This is a genomic window from Nocardioides sp., assembly GCF_024509035.1.
Lineage (GTDB): Bacteria > Actinomycetota > Actinomycetes > Propionibacteriales > Nocardioidaceae > Nocardioides.
This window is the reverse complement of record NZ_JANINT010000087.1, coordinates 1-2,105: the sequence shown is the minus strand read 5'-3', so window position 1 is coordinate 2,105 and position 2,105 is coordinate 1. Positions and strand designations below refer to the sequence as shown.

Annotated in this window: 1 protein-coding gene; it reads left to right on the top strand. The window is 68.7% G+C overall.

The window, feature by feature from the left end; translation table 11 throughout:
• Window positions 1–1,807 (top strand): vitamin B12-dependent ribonucleotide reductase (locus Q0L15_RS07215; RefSeq protein ID WP_296603275.1); only part of this gene is annotated, 1,807 nt, incomplete at its 5' end.
• Window positions 1,808–2,105: the final 298 nt, after the last annotated feature.

Below are 2,105 nucleotides of genomic sequence, written 5' to 3'. Positions count from 1 at the left end.
GTCGCTCGACAACTCCTCGTGCAACCTGGCCTCGCTCAACCTGCTCAAGTTCCTCAAGGACGACGACACCTTCGACGCCGAGCTGTTCGCCAAGGCCGTCGAGGTGATCATCACCGCGATGGACATCTCCATCTGCTTCGCCGACTTCCCGACCGAGGCGATCGGCCAGACCACCGTCGACTACCGCCAGCTCGGCATCGGCTACGCCAACCTCGGCGCGCTGCTGATGGCGATGGGCCTGGGCTACGACTCCGACGGTGGCCGCGCGATGGCCGCGACCATCACCTCGCTGATGACCGGCACCTCCTACAAGCGCTCGGCCGAGCTGGCCGCGGTGGTGGGCCCCTACAACGGCTACGCCCGCAACGCCGAGGCCCACAAGCGCGTGATGCGCAAGCACCAGGCCGCCAACGACACCGTGCGCACGCTCGGCATCGCCGACGGCCAGGTCCACAAGCTGGCGACCCAGGCGTGGGCCGACGTCATCAAGCTCGGTGAGTCCAACGGCTTCCGCAACGCCCAGGCCTCGGTGCTCGCGCCCACCGGCACCATCGGCTTCATGATGGACTGCGACACGACCGGCATCGAGCCGGACTTCTCGCTGGTCAAGTTCAAGAAGCTCGTCGGCGGCGGCTCGATGCAGATCGTCAACCAGACGATCCCGCGGGCGCTGCGCAAGCTCGGCTACCAGCCCGAGCAGGTCGAGGCGATCGTCGCCTACATCGCCGAGCACGGCCACGTCATCGACGCCCCCGGGCTCAAGTCCGAGCACTACGAGGTCTTCGACACCGCTATGGGTGCTCGCGCGCTCAAGCCGATGGGCCACGTGCGGATGATGGCGGCGGCGCAGCCGTTCCTCTCCGGCGCGATCAGCAAGACGGTCAACCTGCCGGAGACGGCGACCGTCGAGGAGATCGAGGACATCTACCTGCAGTCGTGGAAGCTGGGTCTCAAGGCGACCGCGGTCTACAGGGACAACTGCAAGGTCGGCCAGCCGCTGGCCGACGGCGGCGGCAAGGCCAAGAAGGACGCGGCCGACGCCGCCGACGCCGCGGCCGCCGAGGCGACCAAGGTGATCGAGAAGATCGTCTACGCCCCGACCCGCAAGCGCCTGCCGAAGTCCCGCGTCTCGCGCACCACCTCCTTCACCGTGGGTGGCGCCGAGGGCTACATGACCTCGGGTGCCCACGACGACGGCGAGCTGGGCGAGATCTTCCTCAAGCTCGGCAAGCAGGGCTCGACCCTGGCCGGCGTGATGGACGCGTTCTCGATCGCGGTCAGCATCGGCCTGCAGTACGGCGTCCCGCTGGAGACCTACGTCTCGAAGTTCACCAACCTGCGCTTCGAGCCGGCCGGCCTCACCGACGACGCGGACGTCCGGATGGCGCAGTCGATCATGGACTACATCTTCCGGCGCCTCGCCCTGGACTACCTCGACTTCGAGACCCGCCAGGGCCTGGGCATCTACTCGGCCGACGAGCGCCAGCGCTACCTCGAGACCGGCTCCTACGAGCCCGTCGAGGAGACCGGCTCCGCCGCCGAGCTGATCGAGGCCCACCCGGTGGTCGACATCGCCGAGCACGACGTGGTCGACGCCGAGGTCGAGACCAAGGCCACCCACGGCTCGGAGGCCCGTGAGGTCCCCGCCGAGCCCGCCAAGGTCGCCCACACCTCCGCCGAGCTCCTCGAGCAGATCACCGGCACCGCCGTCGACAGCCCGCTCTGCTTCACCTGCGGCACCAAGATGCGCCCCGCCGGCTCCTGCTACGTCTGCGAGGGTTGCGGCTCCACCAGCGGCTGCAGCTGACGGTTCACCGCTTCACCTGATTGGACCCCCGGGGCTCTGCCCCGGGGGTCCAATCTATTTCCGCTGTCCTCTTCTGGCGCCGAGGGGGCATACCGCCGCAAGTGACGGGCGATCCATGCGTCGGCGTGGTCAGGCCGCGTCGGGGTAGTGGGGGTGGATCTCGATGTCGATGGGTGAGTGATAGAGCTCGATGACCATCGGCCGCAGCGGATCCTCGGGGTGCTGGGCGGTCCGGGGCGTGCCGGGGATCCGGCGGGTGCCGGTGTGGTCGACGAGGTAGTAGGCGCCGTGGGGGTCG